Origin of the sequence: Kibdelosporangium aridum (genome assembly GCF_900176515.1) — a bacterium.
Classification (GTDB): Bacteria; Actinomycetota; Actinomycetes; order Mycobacteriales; family Pseudonocardiaceae; genus Kibdelosporangium; species Kibdelosporangium aridum.
Window position 1 is genome coordinate 97603 of record NZ_FWXV01000016.1, and the last position, 25168, is coordinate 122770.

Consider the following 25168-nt stretch of genomic DNA (forward strand, 5'->3'; position numbering starts at 1 on the left):
ATTTCTGACATAGATCACCGGAAGGAGGGCGCCGCAACGCCACGAACGCGCTTACTCGGCGCCCTCGGAGCACACGGTCATAGGTCAGCTACTTTCTAGGGCCACACCGGCCCGGGTCGGTTGCCCCGGCAAAGTAGCAACACGCCTGCCAGCTACACCACCGATTTTTCGGCCAGCAAAGTCTCGATGAAGGCCGAGGTCAGCGGGTCGGGCGAGCTACGCGTGTACGCGGCCAGCGGGCGGGTGACGGGCGGGTCGGGCCGCAGAACGGGACCGTCGAACGACGGCGGCAGGATGTTGGACGGCACCAATGTCGGCCCGAGCCCGGCTGCCGCGAGGATCGGGGCGGCGGCGGTCTGCTCGGTCCGGACCGCGGCCTTCGGGCTGAACCCGGCGGCGGCGCACGCCTGGTCGAGCACCTCGGCAAGCCCGTGGCCAGGCGCGAAGTGCACCCAGCTGCGGTCGGCCAGCGAACGCAGGTCAACCCGGCCGGTGGCCGTGGCGTCGGGGTCGATGACGACGAACTCCTCCTCGCCGAGAGTCCACAGTGGACCACTCCATGCCTCGGGCGGTGGTCCGATCGCGAGGTCGGCCTGGCCGGCGAGCATGGCGGCGTGCAGTTCGGCCGCGTGCCGGTGTTCGAAGAGTCTGATGTGGACGCCCTCGCACCGTCGTCGCCACGCGCGCAGCACCTTGGGCAGAACGCCGAGGCTGATCGAGTACAACGTGGCCAGCTGCAGCTCGCCCGTCTCCAACCCGGATGCCTGACGAGCCGCGCAACGAGCACGCTCAGCGTCCGCGAGAGCCGCCCGTGCGTGCGGCAACATCGCGCGACCCATCGGCGTCAGCCGAACCGATCGCGGCAGCCGTTCCAGCAACGCGCCGCCTGCCTCGCGTTCGAGCACACGGATCTGATGGGACAACGCAGGCTGTGTGACGTGCAATAACTCCGCTGCACGCGTGAACGACCCCTCATCGACGACCGTCACCAGGTACTCGAGTTGACGCAGACTCGTCATGAGCAGATTTTATGGCAGAGGTAAGAACTAAGCCTTGGACTTATGCCTCTGGAAAGCACACGATCGAGGTATGGAACAGAAGGTCGCCCTGGTCATCGGCGCGAACGGGGTCATCGGCAGCAATCTCATCGACCACCTGAGCACTCTGGAGGACTGGCGGATCATCGGTGTGTCGCGGCGCGGCGGCGAGGACACCAGCAACGTCCGGTACCTCGCGGTGGATCTGCTCGACCCGGTCGACACCAAGGCGAAGCTCGGTTCCTTGACCGAGGTCACGCATGTGTTCTACGCGGCCTACCAGGACCGTCCGACGTGGGCGGAACTCGTCGCGCCCAACGTGGAGATGCTGGCCAACGTCGTCGACGCGGTCGATCCCTTCGTCCAGCACATCAGCCTGATGCAGGGCTACAAGGTCTACGGCGCGCACCTCGGCCCGTTCAAAACGCCGGCACGGGAAGACGATCCCGGCCACATGCCGCCCGAGTTCAACGTCTCCCAGCAGCAGTTGCTCCAGCAGCGGGCCGGAAAATGGACCTGGTCGGCGATCCGGCCGTCGGTGGTCTGCGGTTTCGCGCTGGGCAACCCGATGAACCTGGCGATGGTGATCGCGATCTACGCGGCGATGTCCAAGGAACTCGGTCTGCCACTGCGGTTTCCCGGCAAACCCGGCGCGTACGGCACGTTGCTGGAGATGACCGACGCCGGCTTGCTCGCCAAGGCCACGGTCTGGGCGGCGACCACGGAGAAGTGCGCGAACCAGGCGTTCAACATCAACAACGGTGACCTGTTCCGGTGGACCGGGATGTGGCCGAAGATCGCGGCGTTCTTCGACATGGACGTCGCGCCACCGCTGCAGATGCAGCTCGACGTGGTGATGGCCGACAAAGAACCGCTGTGGAACGAGATGGTCCGCCGCTATGACCTGGCATCCCATGCATACAAGGAAGTCTCGTCGTGGCGGTTCGGTGACTTCGTTTTCTCGTGGGACTACGACTTCTTCGCCGACGGCAGCAAGGCCCGGCGCTTCGGGTTCCACGAGTTCATCGACACCGAGCGGATGTTCCTGGACATCTTCACGGATTTCCGGCGGCGCAAAGTGATTCCGTGAGCCTAGAGTGGATGGGTGCTGTACGACTCGATAGGCGTCGGCTACACGACCGCACGGCGGACCGACCCCCGGTGGATGGCCGCGATCCTTGCGGCACTGGGGGAAGCGAAGACCGTGCTGGACGTCGGCGCGGGAACCGGCAGCTACGAACCGGCGGATCGCCCGGTCTACGCGGTCGAACCGTCCAGCGAGATGATCGGCCAGCGCGACAAGGACGCCCCACCGGTGGTTCGCGCGGTCGCGGAGGCCTTGCCCATCAGGGATTACGCGGTCGACGCGGTCCTGGCGGTGCTGACCGTCCATCATTGGACGAACTGGCGTCAGGGAATCGCCGAGCTGAAACGAGTCGCGGCCCAGCAAGTCGTGCTCGCGTACGACACGCGGCTGCACAGCGAGTTCTGGTTCGTCCGCGAGTACGTGCCGGAGATCGCCGAGCTGGAAATGTCCCGGCCGTCGGCACCGGACATCGCCGAGGAACTGGGCGCGGACTGCATCATCCCGTTGCCGTTGCCCTGGAATTTCACCGATGGCGTGTTTCCCGCGTACTGGCGGCGTCCTGAGGCGTATCTGACTGTGCGGGACACGTGTTCGGCGTTGGCGCAGGCGCCCCGGGCCGCGGTCGAACGCGGGTTGACCAAGCTCCAGGCGGATCTCGACGACGGCACGTGGCGGCAACGGCACGCGGACCTGCTGGAACTCGACGAGTACGACGCCGGGTTTCGGCTGATAGTCAGTCGCTAATTCACGCGCTAATTCACACCGCCTTACGTACCGTGCCTCCATGCTGATCAGGCGTATCGATGCGACAAGGCTGGAGGACTGTCTCGCGTTGGCCGCAGGGCGCGAATGGTCGTCAGAGCCGCACAAATGGGGGTTGTTGTTCGAGATCGGTGACGTCTACGGGATCGATGACCCCGACGGCGGGCTGGCTGGATGCGTGGTCTGCACGAGGTACGGGAAGCGGCTGTCCGGCATCGGGATGATGCTCGTTGCCGAGAAGTTCGGCAGGCAGGGCCTGGGCACGCAGCTGATGAAGCACGCCATGGCCGAAGCCGGGACGGACTCGACGTGGCTGACCGCGACCACGTACGGCCAGCCGCTCTACGAGAAACTCGGGTTCCGGTCGATCGGGGACTCCTACATCTACCGCGGCGAGTTCCGGCCACCCGCGGCCGGTGTGTCCCGTGCAGCGTCCACAAAGGACCTTGAAGCGATCGCGGCACTGGATGCCGAGGTCTTCGGCGCACCTCGGCCCGAGGTGTTGCGCAGGCTGCCGGCATTCGCCGAGCGACTCGTTGTGATCCAGGGCACGGGTGGCATTCGTGGTTACGGGGCGGCCTGGCGTAACGTGGACAACACGGTGATCGGACCGGTTGTCGCCGATAACGAATCCGTGGCGAAGGACTTGATCTCCGATCTGGCCGCCGGGACCAGCCTCCCGGTCCGTCTCGACATCGACAGTACCCACCCTGAACTGCGGGAATGGGTGGAAGGACTGGGTGTCGGACGTGGCATGAGGACCACGGTGATGGTGCACGGAGCGTCACTGCCCGGTGACCGGAGTCGTCTGTTCCTGCCTCTTAGTGTCGCGACTGGCTGAGAGTCTTCGAACAGACTGTCGGTGGGTACGGATACTCTTTCGTCTCGCCGTACCTAGCAAACGACTCTTGGGGAGAGCGACGTCGTGACAGCCGAGACCATCTACGGGGCCGACGACCTGACGCACCTCGAAGGGCTTGAGGCTGTCCGCAAGCGCCCCGGGATGTACATCGGGTCGACCGACAGCCGTGGCATCAACCACCTGTTCACCGAGATCGTGGACAACTCGACCGACGAGGGCATCGCCGGGCACGCCACCCGTGTCGTGGTCACCCTGCACGCCGACGGCAGCGTGCAGGTCGACGACGACGGCCGGGGCATCCCGACCGGTGTGCACAAGAAGTCCGGTCTGTCCGGTGTCGAGCTGGTGCTGACCCGGCTGCACGCCGGTGGCAAGTTCGGTGGTTCGGGCTACAAGGCCTCCGGCGGTCTGCACGGTGTCGGCGCGTCCGCGGTGAACGCGCTGTCGCTGCGGTACGACGTCACGGTCAAGCGGGACGGCAAGGTCCACGAGATCTCGTTCAAGCAGGGCGTCGCCGGTGTGTTCGACGGTCCCGGCCCCAAGGCGAAGTTCGTCCCGCAGGCAGGCCTCGTGGTCAAGGGCCGGATGAAGCGTGGCGAGTCGACCGGAACGTCCACTCGCTACTGGTACGACTCGCGGTACTTCGAGAACGGCGCCGCGCTCGACCACGAGGCCGTGCGCTCGAAGCTGCGCAACACCGCGTTCCTGGTTCCCGGTGTCACTTATGTACTGCGTGACGCCACCCAGGGCGCGATCGAGGAAGAGACGTTCCATTTCCCCAATGGACTGACCGACATGGTCGACTTCCTCGCTCCGGACAGCGAGAAGCCGGTCACCGCGACGATGGTGATCGAGGGCACCGGCACGTACTTCGAGAACGCGGCCGACGAGAACGGCGTGATGCGGTCCAAAGTGGAGCGTCAGGCCGAGGTCGAGGTCGCGTTCCGCTGGGGCACCGGCTACGACCGGATCGTCGAGTGCTTCACCAACACGATCCGCAACGTGCACGGCGGCACGCACCGCAAGGGCTTCGAGCGCGCGGCGCTGAAGTCGTTGCAGGAGGCCATTTCCAAAACCCGCGGCCTGCTCAAGCCCAAAGAGGACCCGCCACAGCTGGACGACGTGCTCGAAGGCATGACCGCGGTCATCCACGTGCGCATCCCCGAGCCGCAGTTCACCTCGCAGACCAAGGACGAGCTGTCCACGGCGGGCATCACCAAGGTCATCCAGGGCATCGTCGAGCGGTACATCAAGTCGTGGACCGAGGACCGCAAGACCAAGGCCGAGGCCAAGGTCGTCCTGCAGAAGATCGTCGACGCGGCCCGCGTACGGCTGACGCAGAAGCAGCAGAAGGACGCCGCCCGGCGCAAGACCGCGCTGGAAGGCGCGGCCATGCCGCCGAAACTGGTCGACTGCCGGACAACGGGCGTGGCCCGCAGCGAACTGTTCCTGGTCGAAGGGGACAGCGCGCTCGGTTCGGCCCGGATGGCCCGGGTCTCGGAGTACCAGGCGCTGCTGCCGTTGCGCGGCAAGATCCTCAACGTGCAGAAGGCCAGCCTGGCCGACACCCTGCGCAACGCCGAGATCGCCTCGATCGTGCAGGTGCTGGGCGCCGGCTCGGGCCGCACGTTCGACCTGTCGCAGATGCGCTACGGCCGCGTGATCCTGATGGCTGACGCCGATGTGGACGGCTCGCACATCCGGACCCTGCTGATCACGTTGTTCGCCAAGTACATGCGGCCGGTGATCGAGGACGGCAGGCTGTACGCCGCGATGCCGCCGTTGCACAAGGTGGTCACCAAGGGCCGCAACGCCGAGACCCGGTTCACCTTCACCCAGCGCGAGATGGAGACCACGGTCGCCGCGCTGCAGAAGGCGGGCAAGCAGGTCGTCATGCCGGTGCCCCGGTTCAAGGGTCTCGGTGAGATGGACGCCGACGAGCTGTGGGAGACCACGATGAACCCGGCGACCCGGTCGGTCCGCCGGATCACCCTCGACGACGTGCAAGCCGCCGAAGACGCACTCGAACTGCTGATGGGCGAGAAAGTCGAACCGCGGCGCAACTGGCTGGTCGAATCCTCCAGCCGGGTGGACCGCGAAGCGATCGACGTCTGACGAACGAAAGAGCACTGACCAATGGCACGCCGCAAAGGCACTACGACCACCCGGGTCGATCCGAGCGCGTTCGACAGCGCGGGCGCCAACGTCATCGACAACTCGTTGAAGACCGAGATCGAAGACTCCTACCTGGAGTACGCCTACTCGGTCATCCACTCGCGGGCACTGCCGGACGCGCGTGACGGCCTCAAGCCCGTGCACCGCCGCATCCTGTTCTCGATGCAGGAGAACGGGCAGCGCCCGGGCACGCCGTACGTGAAGTCGTCGCGTGTCGTCGGTGACGTGATGGGTAAGTACCACCCACACGGTGACCAGGCGATCTACGACGCCATGGTCCGGATGGCGCAGGACTTCTCGCTCAACTCGCCGTTGATCGACGGTCACGGCAACTTCGGCTCGCCCGACGACGGCCCGGCCGCCTCCCGGTACACCGAAGCGCGCATGTCGCCGGAGGCGATGCTGCTGGTCGGCGAGCTCGGCGAGGAGACCGTCGACTTCCGGCAGAACTACGACGGGTCGTTGCAGGAGCCGTCCGTACTGCCCGCGGCCTTCCCGAACCTGCTGGTGAACGGGACCTCGGGTATCGCGGTCGGTATGGCCACCAACATGATCCCGCACAACCTCGGCGAGGTCGTCGCGGCAGCGCGGTGGCTGATCAACCACCCGGACGCTTCCCTCGACAAGCTCATGGAGTTCGTACCGGGACCGGACTTGCCCACGGGCGGCATGTTGCTGGGGCTCGACGAGGTCCGTAAGGCCTACGAGACCGGTCGTGGCGTGGTGCGTATGCGGGCCCGCGCGGAGACGGGGCTGTTGGAAGGCAGCCGTGGCCGCCAGGCGATCACGGTCACCGAGCTGCCGTACGGTGTCGGCACCGAGCGGATCATCGAGAAGATCACCGACGAGGTGAACAAGTCCAAGCGGCTCACCGGGATCGCGGACGTCAAGGACCTGACCGACCGGGAGAACGGCACCCGGCTGGTGATCGAGTGCAAGGTCGGCGTGAACCCGCAGGCGCTGCTGGCGGACCTGTACCGGCTCACGCCGATGGAGCAGTCGTTCGGCATCAACAACCTGGTGCTTGTGGACGGTCAGCCGCAGACGTTGGGGCTCAAGGCTTTGCTTGAGGTCTTCCTCAAGCACCGCTACGAGGTCGTCACCCGGCGTACGCGGTATCGCCGCCGTAAGCGTGAGGAGCGGCTGCACCTGGTCGAGGGTCTGCTCAAGGCCCTGATCAACATCGACAAGGTGATCCGGCTGATCCGCAACAGCGAGAACGCCGCGGCCGCCAAAGAGGGCTTGATGAAGCAGTTCAAGCTCTCCGAGATCCAGGCTCAGTACATTTTGGACACCCCGCTGCGCCGGCTGACCAAGTTCGACCGGATCGAGCTCGAGGACGAGCAGGACAAGCTGAACGCGGAGATCGCCGAGCTGTCCAAGATCCTGGACAACGAGTCGGTGCTGAAGAAGGTCGTCTCGACCGAGCTGGCCAAGGTGGCCAAGGACCTGACGAGTGAGCGGCGGACCGCGCTGATCGACGGTGACCTCAAGGAGGTGCTGGCCGCCTCCGTGCCCGCGGGGCCGCTGGAGGTGGCCGACGACCCGTGCCAGGTGATCCTGTCGGCGACGGGCCTGGTGGCGCGCACGGCCGCGGAGTCCGAGGAAGCCAGCGAAGCACGCCGCCGCAACGGGCGCGCCAAGCACGACACGGTCTCCGCGATCGTGCATTCGACCGCACGTGGCCAGGTCTTGCTGGTCACCAACCGAGGTCGGGCATTTAAGACCGACGTGCTGCCGTTGCCGGTGTTGCCCGAAGCATCAGGCACGGTGTCCCTCGGCGGCGGCATGCCGACCAGGGAACTCGTACCGCTGGAGAAGGGCGAGAAGGTCATCGGCATCGCGCCGCTCGGCGAGCAGGCTACCGGATCGCCAGGCCTGGCCCTCGGTACGCGCCACGGCGTAGTCAAGATCGTCTCGCCGGAATGGCCGGTCCGATCCGACGAGTTCGACGTGATCACGCTCAAGGACGGCGACGAGATCGTCGGCGCCACCTGGTTGACCGATGGCACTGAGACGTTCGCGTTCGTCGCGTCCGACTCCTCACTGCTGCGGTTCTCGTCGACCCTGGTCAGGCCCCAGGGCTTGAAGGGCGGCGGTATGCAAGGCATCAGCCTGGGCAAGGAAGCCGAGGCCATATTCTTCGCCGCGGTCCGTACCAACGACGACGAGCACGGCGCGCCGATGGTCGTGACCTCGACCGGTATGAGCGTCAAGGTCACGCCGTTCTCGCAGTACCCGCCCAAGGGCCGGGCCACGGGTGGTGTCCGGACACACCGGTTCCTCAAGGGCGAGACGCGGCTCGTGCTCGCCTGGGTCGGCCCACGACCGGCCGGCGCGTCGAGCACCGGCTCAGCCGTGGAACTGCCCGAACCCGACCTGCGCCGCGACGGTTCCGGTCACGCACATCCAGGACCGGACGTCATCGGCCACATCATCGAACGCGACTGACAGCACGGCCCCGATTGACAGCACGGCCCCGATTGACAGCACGGCCCCGATTGACAGCACGGCCCCGATTGACAGCACGGCCCCGATTGATGACGGCGCCCAGGACCTGGGCGCCGTCATCAATCGGAGGTTGGCACTGAGTGCATGCCCGTCAATTGGGGTTGGCACTGAGTGCCCGTCGTGTCCGCGTTGGAACTGAACGATCGGCCTGCTCGTTGCCGAGTTCGGAAGGCGCGCGGGTGGCTACGGTGCACCTGGTCCCACGTCCGTCGTGTTCAGTGGCTTGCGGGAGCCGCCGATCTCGTCGGCGCCGACGTCGAGCTTGCCGGACCTGGCCTGCGGCGGGTCGAAGTCCGTGGTCACGTAGGAGTACGTGCCCACGGCGGCATCGATCGCCGGGCTGCCCGTGGACAGGCGGTTCAGGTCGTTGGCATCCCGCACGAGCTTCGGGTCCACCTGTCGGTGACCGCCTGCTGGGATGCCTGAGTTGCTGCTGCCCCACGTGATGTTGCCTTCGTAGCGGACCGTCGAGCCACTGGCCATGTTGAGCAGTTTGCCGGAGGTGCCAACGATGATGTTGTTGGCGACCACGCAGTCCTTCGGTTTGAAGTTGCCGCCGTCGCTGTCGATCACTTCGGTGGTGCCCTGGACGGTGTTGAACGCGACCGTCACCCGGTCCGGCCGGTCATGGCCGGTGCTGGTCGGGCCGCTGTCCGCTTCGGAACCCGACCCGAACACAATCGCCCGGCCTCCCGACGCGGCCACGTAGTTGTTGATGACCCGGTGGTCGTTGCCGTGGAACCGGATTCCGGAGTTGCCGAAGATGACGTTGCCGTCAACCGTGGTGCGATGCCCGTGCCGCAGCACGATAAAGCCGCGGCTGTCGCGAATGGTGTTGTAGCGCACGATGTTGTCGGACGATTTCACCGAGATCGCCTCGGAGTCACCGTTCGCGCGTTCGAACAGGTTGTACTCCACGACCGCGTTGGCCGAGTACGACTGCTTGTGGCTGTAGCCGAGGCGGATCGACTCGCCGCCGTTGGCGCCGCTGAAGGTGTGGTTGTAGAAGTAGTTGCGGTGGATCCGGGTCCGCTTCGCCACATTCGTGCTGGGCCCGGAGATCTGCAGGAACACGCCTTCCGTACTGCGGTTCTGGAAGGAGTTCCGGTCGACTTCGACGTCGTTTCCGTTGATGGTCACCCAGTTCCCGCCACCGCTGAGCTGAACGGTGTTGCGAGTGAGGCGGATGTGGTGGGCGTCCGCGGGCACCGACAGCGAACCGCCGTGCCGCAGGTTGAACCCTTGCAGGACAACGTTGTTCACGCCGCCGGCGAACGAGAACCCGGTGGAGCCACGGATCTCCGCGCGTCCGGTGTTGGCCGCGGTCACCGTGATGGGCGCCGAGGACGTGCCGGAACGGCGGATCTGGATCGCGCTCGTCGCGTTGTAGGAACCGTCCGCCAGTTCGATCCGGTCACCTGGGTTTGCCGAGTTCAACGCGTTCTGCAGGGCGGAAAGGCTGGTCACCCGGATGGTCGCCGCACTGGCTTGTCCTGGGAACAACGTCAGGCCGGCGAGCAGGGAGAAGAACACAACTCTGTGTCGCATCATCGCCAACTTCCTCGAAGGACATGGTCCGTTGGCGGCGGATACGTCGGACGTTATTCACCCAACCAAGGCTTGGTCAACAACGACGGCCCCCAGTCCCGGTGACCGGAACAAGGGGCCGTGACAGAAGGATCTACGAGCAGCTGGAGCAGCAACCGCACCCTGGACCGCTGCACGAACCGCAACATCCGCATGTACCTTGCATCGCTCCTCCTTCGAGGCCGCACCCACGTTTTTCACGGTAGCCACGAGGTATTCATGCACGTACCGCTACGTGAGTGACGCCTGCTCAGGGTTTGCGCCAGCGCAGTTGGTCGCCGCGACCTGGCAGGCACACCAGCGGCTCGCCGGACCGGCTGATGGCCACCGCGCCTTCCTGGGTGCACCGGCTTCCTTCCCGGGCGAACGGGATGCCGGGCATCGTCGGAATGGTGAAGGTCGGCTCCGGGGTGGGCGTCGGCGTCGTCTTCGTCGGCTTCGGGGCCGGGGGTTTGGTGGTCGGCTTGATGACCGGCGCGGGGATGCTCGCCTCCCACGTCGGCGTCCAGGTCGTTGTCTCGGCCGGTGCGGTGTAGGTCGAGGTCGACGTCTCGCCGAACGTCGGGATCTTGACCGGTTTGCCCTCGCTGGCCTGGGTGCACGCGGCGCTCACCGTGGCGACCGCGGCAACTGCCGCACCGATCGCCAAGGCTCCTCGTCGTCGGAGCGAGCGGCGCTGCCCTCCGACCTTTACCCGGTTCGCACCTAGACCGAGCCACTTTGAAAGCGTATACATCGGATGTGTAGTCCGTTCTGAAGCTGGGGAGCCACAGATGCCTGCTCGCAGGGCTCTTGTCGCAGTGTCCGCGGTACTCGCCGGTCTGGCGGTGGCCGTTCCGGCTGAAGCCGAGCAGTCGTGGACGGTGAGCGGGCGCCATGGCCTGACCGCGACCGTCTCGGCCGATGGCGCCGAAGGCCGGGTCTCGCTGGCGGTGAACCGGGCCGGGCGGACAGTGCTGGCGCCCAGTCCGGTGGGGATCACCACCGAGCATGTTGACTTGTCAAAAGGACTGCGGTTGCTCCGGCGGTCGAGCGGGCCGGTGGTCGAACACTACAACACCAAGGCCGGTAAGCAACTGTCCCGAATGTCGGTTATGACCGAATCTCGGTTCACCTTCGAAGGGGCAGGTGGAGCGCGATTCGACCTTGTGGTGCGGGTTTCCCGGGACGGGGTGGCGTACCGGTACTCGCTACCGCGCTCGTACGGCGCGATTCTCGGTGAGACGTCGGCGTTCCATGTGCCCGCGGGTAGTACGGCATGGCTGGCCAAGTACCGACGTGACTACGAGAACCCTTTTCTGAAAACGACTTCCGACACGGCTGAGCCCGCCGAGTACATGCACCCGGCCTTGTTCGAGACCGGGGGAACGTACCTGCACATCACCGAGTCCGATGTGGATGGACGGCATTCCGGCGCCCGCCTGGTGCACGAGGGCGGCGGTGTGTACCGGATCAAGTACTGGGACGAGAAAGTCCAGGCCGCGGGGCCGGTCGACACCGCGTGGCGGACGATGATCATCGGCGATCTGCCGACCGTGACGTCATCGACACTGGTCGACGACCTGGCCACGCCGAGCAAGGTGCGGGACACGTCGTGGATCAAGCCGGGCAAGGTGTTCTGGAGCTGGCTTGCCGGTGGCCGGGAAGCCGGGCAGAGCCTGGCGATGCAGAAGACGTACGTCGACTACGCGGCCGCGCACGGCTGGCCGTACGTCCTGGTCGACGCCGGGTGGTACTTCGACCCGAACTGGGACTACGACCCGGCCTGGGAGACCACGAGCTGGATCCCGCAACTCGTGGACTACGCCCGTGCTCGCGGAGTGCAGGTCCAGACATGGGTGCACTACGACGAACTCGACACCGCCGAGGAGCGGGCCACGCGGCTGGCGCTGTTCGAGCGGTGGGGCGTGGCCGGACTGAAGATCGACTTCATGGACTCCGACGGCCAGGACCGGTATCGCTGGTACGACCAGATCCTGGCGGAGACCGCGAAACACCACCTGACGGTCAACTTCCACGGATCCACCATCCCGCACGGCATCCAGCGCACCTGGCCGCACGTGATGACGATGGAAGGCGTGCACGGCGGCGAGAAGTCCAGCGGCCTGACCACAAGTCACCTGACTGCCCTGCCGTTCACGCGCAACGTCCCTGGTTCGATGGACTACACCCCGATGGCATGGCACAGGCCGTCCCGCACGACCTCCGACGCGCATGAGCTGGCGTTGGCGGTGTTGTTCGAGTCCGGGATGCAGAACTTCGCGGGCCGAGTCGAGGACTACCAGGCCCGTCCGGAGGCGGAACGGTTCCTCGACCAGGTTCCGGCCGCGTGGAACGAGACCCGCCTGCTAGCCGGGCGCCCCGGGGAAAGCGTGGTGCTGGCCCGCCGAAGCGGCGACCGGTGGTTCATCGGCGGCGGATTCTCCGGTGAGGCAAGGACTGTCGACGTTCCCCTGGGCATTTCGCAAGGCCGGTGGCTGGTCGACATCGTGCGGGACGGTCTCGTCCGTGAACAACGAGTGCTGTCCTCTGGCGAGAAACTGACGCTGGATGTGCTGAAGGACGGCGGTTTCGCGGCGATCGCGTGCCGTTGGCGGCCGGGCATCGCCACTTGCGACCAGCCAGTGTCCAAAGTCCCGAGCACGACCGTGACCGCGACTCCGAGCGTGAAAACCAACCCGGGCAAGGCATTCGAGATCACGGGGAAGTTCACCGTGGACAGCCCGGTCTCGGGAGTCTCGCTGCTGCCAAGGGTTCCGGACGGCTGGACGATCAGCGGCCCGGCCGTCACGGCCAGGGACCTGAAGCCGGGCGAGGAGCTGACCGGGACGTGGACCCTGACGGCACCCGACACGGCCGGATACTTCGACATCCCGGTGGTGGCCACGTTCCGGGAAGGCGAAGACGAACAAGTCAGCCGGGTGCACGTGTGGAAGCCGTTGCCCGCAGGCTGGTCCTACCTGAGTGATCTGCCCTTCACCGGCCAGAACGGAGACGGCCCGATCGAACGTGACCTCGCCAACGGTGGCGCGGCCGCAGGCGACGGCAGGCCGATCGCGATCCGGCGCACCCCGTACGGCAAAGGCCTTGGCACACACGCCAATGCCACGATCGAGTTCACGCTCGATGGGCGCTGTACCGAATTCGCGGCCACCGTAGGCGTCGACGACGAAGCCGGCCTGGATGTCGCCCGGCAGCGCGTCGGTGGAACCGTGACATTCGGTGTCTCCGGCGATGGACAGTCCCTTGTGGACACTGATGTGCTCGGTGTCCGGGCGGCACCCCGAACGCTGACGGCCGACATCACGGGTGTCCGGACCATGACGTTGCGGGTGAACGACGGCGGCGACGGTACCCAGAACGATCACGCGTCCTGGGGAGATGCCCGCGTCAAGTGTGGTTGAAGCCATGCCCGGCTGTGGTATTCAGAACCATGCGGGACATCGAAGCGGTCGACGCGGTGGTGATCGGGTCGGGCCCGAACGGCCTGGTCGCGGCCAACATTCTGGCCGATTCGGGCTGGTCGGTGCTGGTATTGGAGGCGGCCGACGAGCCGGGTGGCGCGGTGCGCACCGGCGAGATCACCGCCCCCGGGTTCCGCAACGATCTGTTCAGCGCGTTCTACCCGCTCGGTGCCGCGTCGCCGGTGATGGCCGGACTGGAGCTGGAACGGTACGGCTTGCGCTGGCGGCACGCGCCGGAAGTCCTCGCGCACGTGTTGCCGGACGACCGGGCGGTCCTGCTTTCCCGTGACCTGAACACCACCGCGAAGTCGCTCGAGACGTTCGCCCCACGCGACGGTGACGTGTGGCGCGCGGAATTCGCCAAGTGGCAACGCGTCCGCGACCACTTGCTGAACGCGATCACCCGCCCGTTCCCGCCGGTTCGTGCCGCGGGCGGACTGGCGCGCACGCTGGGCCCGGCGGACATGCTCAGGTTCGTCCGGATGGCCACGCTGCCGGTGCGCAGGCTCGGTCAGGAGTGGTTCGAGGGCGAAGGCGCGAAGGTTCTGCTCGCGGGCAACGCGATGCACACCGACCTGGGTCCCGACCAGGCGGCGAGCGGCATGTTCGGCTGGCTGCTGAGCATGCTCGGGCAGGAGATCGGGTTTCCGGTCCCGGAAGGTGGCGCGGGCTGCCTGACCGATGCGTTGGTCACCCGCCTGACCGAACGCGGTGGCCGGGTCGAATGCGGCAGGCGCGTCACCAAGGTGCTGCTCGCCGGAAACACCGCTGTCGGTGTGCAGGATGTGCACGGCGAACTCGTGCGTGCGGCGCGTGCGGTCCTCGCTGATGTTCCGGCGCCGTTGCTGTACCTGGATTTGGTCGGCGAGGAGCACTTGCCGGACCGGTTGGTGTCCGACCTGGAACACTTCGAATGGGACGACGCGACGGTCAAGGTGGACTGGGCGTTGACCGGTCCGGTGCCGTGGATCGCGCAGGAAGCCGTGCTGGCAGGCACGATTCACCTCGGCGGTGACGTCGACGGGCTCGCCGGCATCAGCAACGACCTGGCGTGCGGCCGGGTTCCTCGCAACCCGTTCCTGCTGATCGGCCAGATGACCACGACCGACCCGACCCGCTCACCCGCGGGAACCGAGTCGATGTGGGCGTACACGCACGTGCCCAGGGGACAGCAGTGGACAGCCGACCGGCTCAAGCGGCGCGCGGACCGGATCGAGCAAGTGATCGAAAAACACGCGCCCGGCTTCCGTGACCTGATCAAGGCTCGCGCCATCACCGGCCCGGCGGAGTTGCAGGAGCGCAACCCCAGCCTGGTGGACGGCGCGATCAACCAGGGCACCTCGGCGATCCACCAAGAGCTGGTCTTCCGCCCAGTGCCGGGAACTGGACGAGCGGACACCCCGATCGACCGCCTCTTCCTGGCCGGTGCCTCGGCTCATCCGGGCGGCGCGGTACATGGCGCGGCGGGTGCGAACGCGGCACGCGCTGCGTTGGCTCGCGGCAAGTGGACCGGCGGCGCGTACCTGGCCATGAACAGAGCCCTCAACCGGATCCTGTACCAGTGAAGGTCGTCATCACCGGCGCGAGCGGCAATATCGGCACCGCTCTGCTGCGTGACGAGTCCTGGGACACCGTCATCGGACTGTCCCGTCGGCGACCAGAGAACACGACACTGCCGTACGTCGAATGCGACATCGGCGGCTCCACGGCGGTTGCTCAGCTGACGGAAGCCTGCGCGGGTGCCGATGTCGTCGTGCACCTCGCGTGGGCGGTACATCCGCGCAGCAGCGACCCGGACATGCGGCGTACCAACCTCGACGGAACGACCAACCTGTTGCGTGCGGTGGTCGCCGCCGGTGTGCCGCACCTGGTGTGCGCTTCGTCAGTCGCCGCGTACGCATCGGCGGACCGTCGGCAATTCGTCACCGAGGACTGGCCGTGCGACGGGGTCGAGGACAGTGCGTACAGCCGGGGCAAGTCCGTGCTGGAATCGCAGCTCGACACGTTCGAGCACCGGCACCCTGCGGTCAAAGTGGCCCGGATCAGACCCTGCGGCGTGGTGCAAGCGGGTGCCGCGGCGAAGTTCCGGGAATGGCTGCTCAGCCCGTTGATACCGGTGACGCTGCTCGGCAGGAGCTGGCTGCCCGTTCCGCTCTGGAACGGCATGCGGCTGCAGCTCGTCCACTCCGAAGACGTCGCCAGTGCGCTGCGGCTGATCGTGCAGTCCGGCGCGACGGGCGCGTTCAACCTGGCTGCGGAGCCGGTGCTGGACGCCGACGAGGTCGCGCACCGGTTTGGCGGCAGGCGAGTGCCCGTGCCGCTCGGCGTTCTCACCTCGGCCGCATGGGCGACGTGGCGGCTGGGGCTGCAACCGCTGCACCCCGGCTGGATCCGGCTGGCCGATCGTGCGTCCCTCGTGGACTCGACGAAAGCGCGGACCGAGTTGGGGTGGACCGCCCGGCACGACGCGGCAAGCACACTGGACGAACTCGTCGACGCGATGCGGTCACTTGGCCGAGCGTCGTACCGGATCCGGCCGGGGCGGCCGAGCCACCAGAGTCAGTCGCCGTGACGTTTGGCCCGGCCTGCCGCGAGGTCGCACAAGCGGCTGAGCGACTCGCGGTTGCGCGGGCCGAGCAGTGCCGCCTCGACCGGGCCGGGAACCAGACGGCCGAAGCCGCTCATGCCGTGCTCGGTCATCGTCACCTCGGTCTCGCTGGGGCCGATCGCTTTGAGGTCAAGGCGGATCCGGGCAGAGCCGAACGGCCACAGCTTCGCCTCCATGTCGAGCATGGCAGGCGGTTCGACGGCACGGACCACCGTGATGTCGTGTCCGACCAAAGGCCAGATGCCCACGCTGTGGTGCAGCCGTGTGCCTTCGGCCGGCCACTTGTCGTCGACGTCGCGGATGTGCGACGCACCGACCACCCAACAGACGTACAGCCAGCCGTCGGCCAGCACTTCCCACACGTGCTCGCGGGCGGCCGACACGGTCATACGGACCTCGCTCACGACGTCCTCCCGTTTCTGAACGCCTCGGTGCCGGCCAGAGCCCGGAACGGTTCGAGGATTTGACGTTGGGCTTCGGCGCGTTCGATCAGCGCGTCGAAATCCACCTCCGGTATCCGGTCGGCCAGTCCGGCCTGGTCACGCAACGTCGCCCACAGTTGCTTCTTGCCAAGCAGGCCCATGGTCAGGAACTCCAGTTCGACGAACCGGCTCAGCGGCGAGTACGAGGTCAGGCTGCCGTTGAGCTTCAACCGGCCGAGTCGTTCCGCGGCTGCGGCCAGGCCGACCTTGAGAGGGTTCATCGGGACGCCGACGCGCCGCATGATCTCCCGGAAGGTCTCGACATCCTCGCTGATGCCCTGTGCGACGTCGGCCAGCGCGTCACCGAACTCCGTGCCCCGGTTGGCGCGTTGCGATCGCCGGGCCAGATCGCGCCACAGCACACCCATGGCCAGTTGGTCGTTGAGGTAGATCCCTAGGAAGTTGTTCACACCGAAGGGGGTACCCGTCCTGCGGCTGGGCACGCGGGGTGTCGGTTTGCCGGGTTGACCGGCGGGTATTTCATTGCAATGTGGACACTGCTGCAGCCGCGATCCCGTTCGCGGGAAAGAGTTTTGGACGCTGTGGCAGGGGTACGCGAACTGTTTCGTGAGCCCGTATGGCGTGTCGCCGATCCCGAGCAGGGCTGTGGGGTCGGCGTTGTGCTTGTTCCGGGGTTTGGTTTCCCCGACTCGAGTCTCGCGCTGACCAGCAAGTGGCTCGCCGCCCGCGGGTACCGGCCGATCGGTGCGCGGATCGGGTTCAACGTCGGCTGCACCACCGATCTGGTCGGCCGGATCGCGCGACGGCTGCGGCGGCACGCCGAAAGCACTGGTGGGAAGGTGATCCTGCTCGGTCAGAGCCGCGGTGGCTGGCTCTCCCGGCTGGTGGCGTCCCGGGTGCCCGACCTGGTTCGCGGATTGGTCATGTTCGGCACGCCGGTGCTCGACCCGCTTGGCGCGAAACCGGAATCGGTGCGTGCGGCCCGCATGTTGACCCGCCTCTCGGCCATCGGCCTGCCCGGCCTGCTTGAGGAGGACTGCTTTACCGGCCGGTGTTTCCAGACCGCCAAGGCCGCGTTGGCGCAGCCGCTGTCGCCGGGGATCCCGGCCCTGTCGGTGTACTCCAAGACCGACGGGGTCGTGCCGTGGAGGTTGTGCCTTGACCCGTACGCCGACTGGGCCGAGATCCACTCCAGCCACGTGGGAATGGGCGTGACTCCGGCTTTCTACCAGGTGATCGCGCCGCTGCTGGCCACGTGGACGTCGCTCTAGCCAGCCGGTTCCTGCCCCTTGGACTCGTGTTCGTCTACTTCGCGGTTGACCTTGCGCATCAGCTTCTTCGCGTCGACGTCCAGATCGGGTGGCTCCGGCGTGCCAGGAGAGTACGGCGGGTCCGTCGTGATCGGAGTGGATTCGTCCTGTTCAGTCATGTCATGGGAGTGCCCAGTCAGCGCTGGAACACACGTGTTTTTCGATCTCCGCGCTGGGTAGCCGGTGGATTCACCCCACCACGTTAAGGACCCCTGATGACCTTCAATCCGTTGGAGCACGAGGGAATCCCACTCGACAAACAGCTGCGGAACTGGCGTGAACTCGATGTGGCCCCGGTCGACCCGGACGACTCCGACCCGTACACCCGATGCCGGATCATCGCGCTGAACGGCATCGAAATCGAGTCGATCATGTTCAGCCACCACTTCGCCCGCGTCTGCCCGGACATGGACGTCAAACGCAAGCTGGCCGAGGTGCGCTACATCGAGGCACAGCAACAGAAAGTGGTGAACTGGCTGCTGCCGGGCGCCGCCTCGCCACTGGAGACCACGATCGCCTACGAGCAGGTGGCCGTGGACCTGACCGCCTGGGTGGCCAGGATGGAGCCGGATCCTCAGCTCAAACAGGCCTACGAGTTCGGTGTCCTCGAAGACTTCGACCACCTGTACCGGTACGCCAACTTGTACGAGATGATCCAGCACCGCAAGGCGGAGAAGATCGTCGACGGGCTGACCGAGGTGATTCCCGGCAGGCCCACCAGGTTCCATCACCGGCACCCGGCCGACAACGTCCGTGAACCGTACGACAAGACCGAAGCCGACCCGCTGTCGAAGCTGCACGCGTTGACGATCATGGCCGCGGAGCAGCAGACGATGAACTTCTACATGAACGTCGGCCCGCAGTACATGGAGCCGATCGCGCGCCAGCTCTACCAGGAGATCGGCCTGATCGAGGAAGAGCACGTCACCCACTACGAGTCGCTGGTCGACCCGGGCGAGACCTGGTGGGAGCGGCTGGTGAACCACGAGTACAACGAGTGCTACCTGTACTACTCGTTCATGCAGACCGAGAGCGACCCGCGGGTCAAGGTGATCTGGGAGCTCCACCTGAACATGGAACTCGCGCACCTGCAGGCGGCGTGCGACTTGATGCGCGTGAACGACGGCAGGGAGCCCGAGGAGGTCGTGGCGCCCGAGCTGCCGGTGCCGGTCACGTTCGAACCCAACAAGCAGTACCTGCGGGAGCTGCTGGACACCCAGATCGACCTGACCACGCTGGGTGCGGGGTACGTCCGTGACGCGCACGAACGGTTCGAACGCATGCAGGAGACGGTCATGGGTGGCGAGCAGCCGCCGAGCGACGCCGTGATCGACATGCACACCGAGAAGTTCGGCACCGACTACCGCCACGAGCTGGAGCGGTCATGAGCGAGCTTGCGAGCGAATCATTCAGCACAGGGCGCCCGCTCATGCGACGCAGAGCGACCAACAGCGAGGAGTGGGCATGAGCGAGGACGTCGTCGAGCTGCTGCTTGACCAGCACATGCAGATCCGGGACCTGTTCAGCAAAGTCGAACAGGCCACCGGCAAGGACCGGCACGAGGCTTTCGGGCGGCTCGTGCGGCTGTTGGCCGTGCACGAGACCGCCGAGGAACAAGTGGTGCATCCGTTGGCGCGCAGGGTTCTCGACGGCGGTGACGGTGTCGTCGACGAACGGCTGCACGAGGAGCACGAGGCCAAGCAGATGCTGAGCAAGCTGGAGGAGATCGGGCCGGACCACGACGATTTCCCGGAGATGCTGCGGCAACTGCGCGACTCGGTCCTGCTGCACGCTCACCGCGAGGAGCACTACGAGTTCCGGTATCTGCGCGAACACTACGAACCCGCCCGGCTACAGGCGCTGGCGATGGCAGTGCGCACGGCGGAGAAGACCGCGCCGACTCATCCGCATCCCGGCGTGGAGACCATGACCGAGAACCTGGTCGCTGGTCCGGTGCTGTCGTTGTTCGACCGCGTGAAGGACGCGGTGAGCAAAGCGATGTCGTCGTCGGACAGCAACCAGACCGGCCCGGCGAACGAGGGCGGTGACGTGGTCGACCTGATCATGGTGGATCACCGTGAGGTCGAGCGGCTGTTCGACGAGCTGAAGTCGCATCCGGAGAAACGGCCGTTGCTCGTGCCGGTGCTGGCCATGGTCCTGACCGCGCACAGCAGGGCCGAGGAGGCCGAGGTGTACCCCGTCGCGCGGGAGAAGGCCGAACAACCCGACGAGATCGCGCACAGCCAACGGGAACACCTCGAGGCCGAACGGCTGCTAGCCCAGTTGACGCGGACCAGCCCGCAGTCGAAGAAGTTCGATCAGGTGCTGGACAAGCTCATCGACTCGGTGACGCATCACGTCCAGGAGGAGGAATCGACAGTCCTGCCAGGGATGCGCGAACAGCTCAGTCACGCCGCGCGAATGAAACTGGGCCGCGCGTTCCTGCGCAGTCGTCGTGAGCACATGGGTGAGGAGCCTGGTGAGGCGCGCAAGGAACACCTGGTGACCCAGGCGCACAACGCCGGACTGGACGTGCGCTCCAGCGCTTCCAAGGACGAGCTCACCAAGCTCCTCGCCCGTAAACGGGGTTAGGGGCTGACTGGGACGAAGTGGCAGCGCACCGGCTTGGCGTTGGCCGGGTCCAGTGCGTTCAGGATGACCTGGGTGGCGTTGGGGTCGAACGCCACCATGGCGTGACCGGCGTAGTCCTGCGGGCACACGTTCTGCAGGACCACGTCGGTCGCGTTCGGCGCCCTGAGGTATCCGCTGGTGTACGGGATCACGAGCTCGTCGTACTTGGTCATGATCGTCGTGTACGTGACGTTCGGGTCGGCCACGCCGCCTTCGGCCAGCTTCTTCAGGAAGGGCGAGCCGGCCAGGAACTGCGGCGCGGCCGGGGCGATGGGGCCGACGAGGAGGTCGATCAGCGGGCCGAGGCCCAGTGCGCGGCCCAGGCCGTAGAGGGTCGCGAGTGCGGCGAGGTTGGTGCCGTTCCAGAGTGGCGTGAGGCCGACGTAGTCACTGACTTTCGCCGCGCCGCCAAGGAACTTGACGTAGTAGTTGGGCATCAGGCTGCCCTCGGAGTGGCCGACGATGTCGACCTTGCGCGCGCCGGTCGCGGCCAGCACGCGGTCGATGAACGCGCCGAGTTCGGCGGCGCTCTGTTCCATCGGATTGCGTCCGCCGACCTGGTCGAGTGGGAACGGCGTGCCTGCGGGAACGCCGTAGGTCAGCGCGAACACGCAGTAGCCGTTGTTGGCCAGCAGAGGAGAGACGGTCTGCCAGTTCGCCGTCATGTTGGCGGTGAATCCATGCACCAGGACCACGGGGTCGGGGTGGGCGGCCGACGGCTTGCATGACCAGTTGTTGGCGCCCGGCGGGGCCGAGCCTGGCCTGGTGAGCTGTGCTTCAGCGGCCTTGGCCAGACCGGCCAGGCCATAGGAGACGGGATATCGGTCCGTAGCAGCGGCACTGGGTGCGGTCAGGATCAGTGCCAGCACCACGGCCACGCTGCCGAGGAGAGCTGGACGCACAGGGATCTCCGTTATCTACTCGGGAGTAGGAATACTGATGGTGACTGCGCTCACACCACCTGTCAATGACCCGCAATCAGTTCAGTCGGTAAACGAATTTGGCTAGGATGGGCGGATGGCGTTGGTCGCGGGCGTGGATTCCTCTACGCAGTCCACAAAGGTCGTGGTGTGTGACGCGGAGACCGGGCAGGTCGTCAGGCAGGGCCGCGCGGCCCATCCGGATGGCACCGAGATTCACCCTGACGAGTGGTGGCGGGCGTTCCAGGAGGCCACATCCGACGGCCTGCTGGACGGCGTCGCGTCGCTGGGCATCGGCGGCCAGCAGCACGGCATGGTCACCCTCGACGAGCACGGCGAAGTCGTCCGGCCCGCCTTGCTGTGGAACGACACGCGCTCAGCGAAAGCCGCCGAGGACCTGATCCGTGAGCTCGGCGGGCCCGCGGAGTGGGCGAACGCGGTCGGACTGGTCCCGGTCGCCAGCTTCACGGTGACCAAACTGCGGTGGATGGCCGAGCACGAGCCCGAACTCGCCGCCCGGGTGGCCACGGTGATGCTCCCGCACGACTGGCTGACGTGGAAGCTGACCGGCGAGATGGTCACCGACCGCGGCGATGCGTCGGGTACGGCCTATTACTCGGCGACCGACGGCGTGTACCGGGTGGACCTGCTGGAGAAGGCTTTCGGCAAGGTGCCGCATCTGCCGAGGGTGCTGGGACCGGACGAGGCAGCCGGCCGGACATCGACAGGGATGCTCGTTTCCGCTGGTACCGGCGACAACATGGCGGCAGCGCTCGGGCTTGGCCTCGAAGTCGGGGACGTGGTGGTGTCCATCGGCACGAGCGGCACGGTCTTCGGTGTCACGGACAAGCTGACCCCGGACGTCTCCGGCGCGGTGGCCGGTTTCGCCGATGCCACAGGCAAGTTCCTGCCTCTGGTGGCCACGTTGAACGCCGCCCGCGTGCTGTCGGCGACCGCGCAGATGCTCGGGATCGAACTGTCCGAACTGGACGAACTGGCGTTGTCCGTCAAGGACGCGGGCGGCCTGGAGTTCGTGCCCTACCTGGACGGTGAACGCACGCCGAACCTCCCGGACGCCACGGGTTCCCTGCTGAACATGCGGCGCCACAACATGACTCCGCAGAACGTCGCGCGTGCCGCGGTCGAGGGCATGCTCGGCGGGCTGGGTGCGGGACTCGACGCTGTCCGTGCCGTGGGCCTTGAGGCGCAACGGATCCTGCTCATCGGCGGCGGCGCTCGATCGGCGGCCGTGCAGGGGATCGCGCCGGAGATCTTCGGTGTGCCGGTCGAGGTCCCGGCCGCCGCCGAGTACGTGGCGCTGGGCGCGGCACGGCAGGCAGCGTGGGCGTTGACCGGTCAGTACCCGGCATGGTGATGTCCGAATACCGCCAGTGATGCCGGGGAAGTGGCGTCACACTGGCACTATGTCCAAGATGAAATGCCACACTGTGATGGACACGCCGATCGGCAAGCTCACGCTGGTCGCCACCGACGGCGTGCTCAGCGGGGTGTACATGGAGAAGCAGCGTCACCTGCCGCCGTTCGAGACGTTCGGCCACCCCGATCCTGAGCCGTTCGGTGAGGTCATCAGGCAGCTGAACGAGTACTTCGCAGGCGACCGGAAGACCTTCGACCTCCCGATCGCCTTCGAAGGCACCGAGTTCCAGCGCACAGTGTGGCAGGCGCTGTGCGACATCCCTTACGGCGAAACGGTTTCCTACGGCGAACTGGCGTTGCGGCTGGGTAAGACGCAGGCCGCTTCGCGTGCTGTCGGCCTGGCGAACGGCAAGAACCCGATCAGCATCATCGTGCCGTGCCACCGTGTTGTCGGCTCGACGGGTGACCTCACCGGCTACGGCGGCGGCATTGAGCGCAAGCGCTACCTGCTCGACTTCGAGCGCGGCGACACGTTGGTCTACAGCTGAACGGCGGTCTACAGCTGAAGCGGCGCCGAGCCGAAGGCCACGTTGAACCGGTCGCACCAGATGACCACGCTGCGCAGGCCGTCAAGCGAAGTGCCCGCCGGGATCGCGTAGTTCTGGTTGCCGTGGGTGGCTTTGAGCTCACCGAGCTTGACGTGACGACCGTCGTCGTACTTGAACCAGTCACCGCCAGCGGTCGCGTCGCTCAGCCAGACGTGCAGATCCGGTCCGTCCGATGAGGACAATCCAGTGAACCGCAGTATCCGTTGCCCGTCAGGCAGTTCGAGCACGGCAGCGGTGCCGGACGTGGTGTGCTCCTGTGAGACGAACTTGCCGGAGGCCAGTTCCTTCGGAGCGGCCGGGGCCGTCGACGTGCTCGGCGGAGCACTCGCGGAAGACGTCGCCGATGTGGTCGCTGAAGTGGTCGCCGCCGGGGGCGGCGCTTGAGGCTCGGTCTGTGTCTGGGCCACCGGCAGGGCCTCGTCGATGGTGCTGCTGGTGAACAACTTCCATGGCTGGAAGGCCCACAGCGCGAACGCGCCCGCGACTGCGAGGACGGCCAGTACCGCCCAGGTGACCTTCTTCCGGAACAACGCTCGCATGCCGACTATTAGACCGCCTGAAGCAGACGAATTGCCCTTACCGGATCCTTACGACTCTCGGCGGTGGCCGGTGCGGCGCCGATCCGGTAGCTTGCGCCCGCATGAGGTGGATAGCCGGTTTATCTGCGATTGCCCTGCTCGGTGGCGTTGTCACAGCGGCGGCGACGCCAGCGGACGCGTCCTTCGGGCCCACGTGGCAGCTGACCCCGACCTCCTCGGAGGCCCGGTTGCGTGGCCTGTCCGTTGTGGACGGCAAGACGGCGTGGGCGAGCGGCAGCCTCGGCACGGTGCTGCGGACCACCGACGGCGGCAGGACCTGGGCCAGCGTCGGCCCGCCGGACACCGCGGCACTGCAGTTCCGTGACATCGAGGCGTTCGACGCGAACACAGCCGTCGCGTTGTCCATCGGCAACGGTGAGGACTCCCGGATCTACACCACGACCGACGGCGGCAAGTCCTGGACGGAGTCGTTCCGCAACCCCGACGCGAAAGCGTTCTACGACTGCATGGCGTTCTTCGACCGCCGAAACGGCCTCGCGCTGAGCGACCCGGTCGACGGCAAGTTCCGCATCCTGTCCACCAACGACGGCGGCAAGAGCTGGAAGGTCCTGCCCACCGACGGAATGCCCGCCGCGCAGCCCGCCGAGTTCGCGTTCGCCGCGAGCGGCCAGTGCCTGGTGACCTCCGGGCACAAGGACGCGTGGATCGCGACCGGTGGTGACGCCAAAGCCCGCGTCTTCCACTCCAAGGACCGCGGTCTGACCTGGACGGTCAGCGACACCCCGCTGCAGAGCGGCCCGAGCGCGGGCGTGTTCTCGGTGGCGTTCCGCGACTCCCGGACCGGGATCGCGATCGGCGGTGACTTCGACCCGGCCAACGAGACCAAGGACGCCGTGGCCCGCACCGGTGACGGCGGCAAGACGTGGAAGAAACCGCCGCAGGCACCGAAGGGCTACCGCTCCGGCGCGACGTACATCCCGTACGTGCCGACCGGGATCCTGGCCGTCGGCCCGACCGGCAGCGACATCAGCATCGACGGCGGAAACCACTGGTACCAGTTCGACTCCGGCAGCTTCGACACCGTCGACTGTGGATGGGACGCATCCTGCTGGGCCGCGGGGGAGAAGGGCCGCGTGGCCAAACTGCACTGGTAGACAAAACATTTGGCGAAGGGCTGTGGCCGAGCTACAGTCCTTCGCTATGTTCCGGATGATCGACGTGGCGACGCTCGCAGGCTTGAACCTGCT

Annotated in this window: 22 protein-coding genes; 14 read left to right on the forward strand and 8 right to left on the reverse strand. The window is 66.6% G+C overall.

The window, feature by feature from the left end; genetic code table 11:
• Positions 1-152: 152 nt before the first annotated feature.
• Positions 153-1019, reverse strand: coding sequence for a LysR family transcriptional regulator (locus tag B9C43_RS50560; RefSeq protein WP_084434416.1), 867 nt, complete (start codon positions 1017-1019; stop codon positions 153-155).
• A gap of 70 nt (positions 1020-1089) precedes the next feature.
• Here B9C43_RS50560 and B9C43_RS50565 point away from each other — a divergent pair, with 70 nt between their 5' ends.
• The 5 genes from B9C43_RS50565 to B9C43_RS50585 all read left to right on the forward strand — a co-directional run bounded on the left by B9C43_RS50565 (position 1090) and on the right by B9C43_RS50585 (position 8374).
• Complete coding sequence (locus tag B9C43_RS50565) at positions 1090-2127, forward strand: SDR family oxidoreductase (protein ID WP_084434417.1); 1038 nt, start codon at positions 1090-1092, stop codon at positions 2125-2127.
• A gap of 75 nt (positions 2128-2202) precedes the next feature.
• On the forward strand, positions 2203-2868 hold the full coding sequence (locus B9C43_RS50570; protein WP_084434453.1) for a class I SAM-dependent methyltransferase: 666 nt from the start codon (positions 2203-2205) through the stop codon (positions 2866-2868).
• Positions 2869-2908: 40 nt separating this feature from the next.
• On the forward strand, positions 2909-3727 hold the full coding sequence (locus B9C43_RS50575; protein WP_084434418.1) for a GNAT family N-acetyltransferase: 819 nt from the start codon (positions 2909-2911) through the stop codon (positions 3725-3727).
• 84 nt (positions 3728-3811) lie between these two features.
• A complete protein-coding gene (locus B9C43_RS50580; RefSeq protein ID WP_084434419.1) occupies positions 3812-5863 on the forward strand; it encodes a DNA gyrase/topoisomerase IV subunit B in 2052 nt (683 codons plus the stop codon).
• A 21-nt stretch (positions 5864-5884) separates the two neighbouring features.
• On the forward strand, positions 5885-8374 hold the full coding sequence (locus B9C43_RS50585; protein ID WP_084434420.1) for a DNA gyrase/topoisomerase IV subunit A: 2490 nt from the start codon (positions 5885-5887) through the stop codon (positions 8372-8374).
• A 243-nt stretch (positions 8375-8617) separates the two neighbouring features.
• Here the strand turns inward: B9C43_RS50585 and B9C43_RS50590 are convergent, their stop codons facing one another.
• Entirely contained in the window at positions 8618-9982 is a 1365-nt protein-coding gene (locus B9C43_RS50590; protein WP_084434454.1) for a polysaccharide lyase 6 family protein, read from the reverse strand.
• Positions 9983-10271: 289 nt separating this feature from the next.
• Entirely contained in the window at positions 10272-10670 is a 399-nt protein-coding gene (locus tag B9C43_RS50595) for a hypothetical protein (RefSeq protein ID WP_084434421.1), read from the reverse strand.
• 124 nt (positions 10671-10794) lie between these two features.
• Between B9C43_RS50595 and B9C43_RS50600 the strand changes: the two genes are divergently transcribed.
• From B9C43_RS50600 to B9C43_RS50610, 3 genes are read left to right on the forward strand one after another with little or no spacing between them, the layout of a single operon-like run.
• Entirely contained in the window at positions 10795-13425 is a 2631-nt protein-coding gene (locus tag B9C43_RS50600; protein WP_084434422.1) for an NPCBM/NEW2 domain-containing protein, read from the forward strand.
• A 29-nt stretch (positions 13426-13454) separates the two neighbouring features.
• Positions 13455-15050 carry a phytoene desaturase family protein gene (locus B9C43_RS50605; protein ID WP_084434423.1) on the forward strand — a complete coding sequence of 532 codons (1596 nt, stop codon included), beginning with the start codon at positions 13455-13457 and terminating at the stop codon, positions 15048-15050.
• Complete coding sequence (locus tag B9C43_RS50610; RefSeq protein WP_084434424.1) at positions 15047-16057, forward strand: NAD-dependent epimerase/dehydratase family protein; 1011 nt, start codon at positions 15047-15049, stop codon at positions 16055-16057. The genes B9C43_RS50605 and B9C43_RS50610 overlap by 4 nt, the downstream gene beginning before the upstream one ends.
• On the opposite strand, the gene B9C43_RS50615 is transcribed toward B9C43_RS50610, so the two are convergent.
• Both B9C43_RS50615 and B9C43_RS50620 read right to left on the reverse strand, forming a co-directional pair.
• Complete coding sequence (locus tag B9C43_RS50615; RefSeq protein ID WP_084434425.1) at positions 16045-16497, reverse strand: SRPBCC family protein; 453 nt, start codon at positions 16495-16497, stop codon at positions 16045-16047. The two genes, B9C43_RS50610 and B9C43_RS50615, sit on opposite strands and share 13 nt — an antisense overlap.
• Positions 16494-16985 (reverse strand): hypothetical protein, encoded by a 492-nt coding sequence (locus B9C43_RS50620; protein ID WP_084434426.1) that lies wholly within the window; start codon positions 16983-16985, stop codon positions 16494-16496. Before B9C43_RS50620 ends, B9C43_RS50615 begins: the two co-directional genes overlap by 4 nt.
• 132 nt (positions 16986-17117) lie before the next feature.
• Here B9C43_RS50620 and B9C43_RS50625 point away from each other — a divergent pair, with 132 nt between their 5' ends.
• On the forward strand, positions 17118-17807 hold the full coding sequence (locus B9C43_RS50625; protein WP_235039311.1) for an esterase/lipase family protein: 690 nt from the start codon (positions 17118-17120) through the stop codon (positions 17805-17807).
• Here the strand turns inward: B9C43_RS50625 and B9C43_RS57225 are convergent.
• Positions 17804-17965 (reverse strand): hypothetical protein, encoded by a 162-nt coding sequence (locus B9C43_RS57225; RefSeq protein WP_160097320.1) that lies wholly within the window; start codon positions 17963-17965, stop codon positions 17804-17806. The genes B9C43_RS50625 and B9C43_RS57225 overlap by 4 nt on opposite strands.
• Before the next feature lie 96 nt (positions 17966-18061).
• On the opposite strand from B9C43_RS57225, the gene B9C43_RS50630 reads away from it, so the two are divergent.
• A complete protein-coding gene (locus B9C43_RS50630; RefSeq protein WP_084434428.1) occupies positions 18062-19234 on the forward strand; it encodes a hypothetical protein in 1173 nt (390 codons plus the stop codon).
• Positions 19235-19310: 76 nt separating this feature from the next.
• The gene (locus tag B9C43_RS59190) at positions 19311-20438 is read left to right on the forward strand and encodes a hemerythrin domain-containing protein (protein WP_235039312.1); all 1128 of its coding nucleotides are present in this window, start codon (positions 19311-19313) and stop codon (positions 20436-20438) included.
• Here B9C43_RS59190 and B9C43_RS50640 read toward each other — a convergent pair.
• Positions 20435-21379, reverse strand: coding sequence for a lipase family alpha/beta hydrolase (locus B9C43_RS50640; protein WP_235039313.1), 945 nt, complete (start codon positions 21377-21379; stop codon positions 20435-20437). The two genes, B9C43_RS59190 and B9C43_RS50640, sit on opposite strands and share 4 nt — an antisense overlap.
• A gap of 115 nt (positions 21380-21494) precedes the next feature.
• Here B9C43_RS50640 and xylB point away from each other — a divergent pair, with 115 nt between their 5' ends.
• Both xylB and B9C43_RS50650 read left to right on the forward strand, forming a co-directional pair.
• Positions 21495-22772 (forward strand): xylulokinase, encoded by a 1278-nt coding sequence (xylB, locus tag B9C43_RS50645; protein WP_084434430.1) that lies wholly within the window; start codon positions 21495-21497, stop codon positions 22770-22772.
• 58 nt (positions 22773-22830) lie between these two features.
• Positions 22831-23322: a methylated-DNA--[protein]-cysteine S-methyltransferase gene (locus B9C43_RS50650; RefSeq protein WP_084434456.1), complete on the forward strand. Its 492-nt coding sequence runs from the start codon at positions 22831-22833 to the stop codon at positions 23320-23322.
• 8 nt (positions 23323-23330) lie between these two features.
• On the opposite strand, the gene B9C43_RS50655 is transcribed toward B9C43_RS50650, so the two are convergent.
• Positions 23331-23921, reverse strand: coding sequence for a DM13 domain-containing protein (locus B9C43_RS50655; RefSeq protein ID WP_084434431.1), 591 nt, complete (start codon positions 23919-23921; stop codon positions 23331-23333).
• Between the two features lie 101 nt (positions 23922-24022).
• Between B9C43_RS50655 and B9C43_RS50660 the strand changes: the two genes are divergently transcribed.
• On the forward strand, positions 24023-25075 hold the full coding sequence (locus B9C43_RS50660; RefSeq protein WP_084434432.1) for a WD40/YVTN/BNR-like repeat-containing protein: 1053 nt from the start codon (positions 24023-24025) through the stop codon (positions 25073-25075).
• The last annotated feature ends 93 nt before the right edge of the window (positions 25076-25168 follow it).

What these genes read in the sequence shown, in the direction of transcription:
- B9C43_RS50560 (WP_084434416.1), bottom strand. Translation starts at nt 1,019, where the DNA reads ATGACGAGTCTGCGTCAACTCGAGTACCTGGTGACGGTCGTCGATGAG.
- B9C43_RS50565 (WP_084434417.1), top strand. Translation starts at nt 1,090, where the DNA reads ATGGAACAGAAGGTCGCCCTGGTCATCGGCGCGAACGGGGTCATCGGC.
- B9C43_RS50570 (WP_084434453.1), top strand. Translation starts at nt 2,203, where the DNA reads ATGGCCGCGATCCTTGCGGCACTGGGGGAAGCGAAGACCGTGCTGGAC.
- B9C43_RS50575 (WP_084434418.1), top strand. Translation starts at nt 2,909, where the DNA reads ATGCTGATCAGGCGTATCGATGCGACAAGGCTGGAGGACTGTCTCGCG.
- B9C43_RS50585 (WP_084434420.1), top strand. Translation starts at nt 5,885, where the DNA reads ATGGCACGCCGCAAAGGCACTACGACCACCCGGGTCGATCCGAGCGCG.
- B9C43_RS50590 (WP_084434454.1), bottom strand. Translation starts at nt 9,982, where the DNA reads ATGCGACACAGAGTTGTGTTCTTCTCCCTGCTCGCCGGCCTGACGTTG.
- B9C43_RS50600 (WP_084434422.1), top strand. Translation starts at nt 10,795, where the DNA reads ATGCCTGCTCGCAGGGCTCTTGTCGCAGTGTCCGCGGTACTCGCCGGT.
- B9C43_RS50605 (WP_084434423.1), top strand. Translation starts at nt 13,455, where the DNA reads ATGCGGGACATCGAAGCGGTCGACGCGGTGGTGATCGGGTCGGGCCCG.
- B9C43_RS57225 (WP_160097320.1), bottom strand. Translation starts at nt 17,965, where the DNA reads ATGACTGAACAGGACGAATCCACTCCGATCACGACGGACCCGCCGTAC.
- B9C43_RS50630 (WP_084434428.1), top strand. Translation starts at nt 18,062, where the DNA reads ATGACCTTCAATCCGTTGGAGCACGAGGGAATCCCACTCGACAAACAG.
- B9C43_RS59190 (WP_235039312.1), top strand. Translation starts at nt 19,311, where the DNA reads ATGAGCGAGGACGTCGTCGAGCTGCTGCTTGACCAGCACATGCAGATC.
- xylB (WP_084434430.1), top strand. Translation starts at nt 21,495, where the DNA reads ATGGCGTTGGTCGCGGGCGTGGATTCCTCTACGCAGTCCACAAAGGTC.
- B9C43_RS50650 (WP_084434456.1), top strand. Translation starts at nt 22,831, where the DNA reads ATGAAATGCCACACTGTGATGGACACGCCGATCGGCAAGCTCACGCTG.
- B9C43_RS50655 (WP_084434431.1), bottom strand. Translation starts at nt 23,921, where the DNA reads ATGCGAGCGTTGTTCCGGAAGAAGGTCACCTGGGCGGTACTGGCCGTC.
- B9C43_RS50660 (WP_084434432.1), top strand. Translation starts at nt 24,023, where the DNA reads ATGAGGTGGATAGCCGGTTTATCTGCGATTGCCCTGCTCGGTGGCGTT.